This window comes from Escherichia sp. KCJ4928 (assembly GCF_004352695.1).
In the GTDB taxonomy this organism is placed as follows: Bacteria; Pseudomonadota; Gammaproteobacteria; order Enterobacterales; family Enterobacteriaceae; genus ECMA0423.
This window is the reverse complement of sequence record NZ_SJWV01000901.1, coordinates 1-208: the sequence shown is the minus strand read 5'-3', so window position 1 is coordinate 208 and position 208 is coordinate 1. Positions and strand designations below refer to the sequence as shown.

Below are 208 nucleotides of genomic sequence, written 5' to 3'. Positions count from 1 at the left end.
AGTCCCCGGGATGCCTTCTCAGACAATATGCCCTCTTTACCTGATTCAGTTCCGAAGCTGATTGTGGCCTGTTTATCAGACATAATATCACCAACAACAGATGCCTGGTCTCTGGCTTTCAGTACTGATGAATCAGACATCAGGTTAAATCCGCCATCAGCCATATTGATGGTCGGTAAAAAAGCAGCATCATCTGAATTNACTGGTG

The 208-nt window shown here is 44.9% G+C and carries 1 protein-coding gene; it reads right to left on the bottom strand.

Annotated features, from left to right (window positions below):
* Positions 1 to 208 (bottom strand): hypothetical protein (locus tag E0D98_RS27330; protein ID WP_165941103.1); only part of this gene is annotated, 208 nt, incomplete at both ends.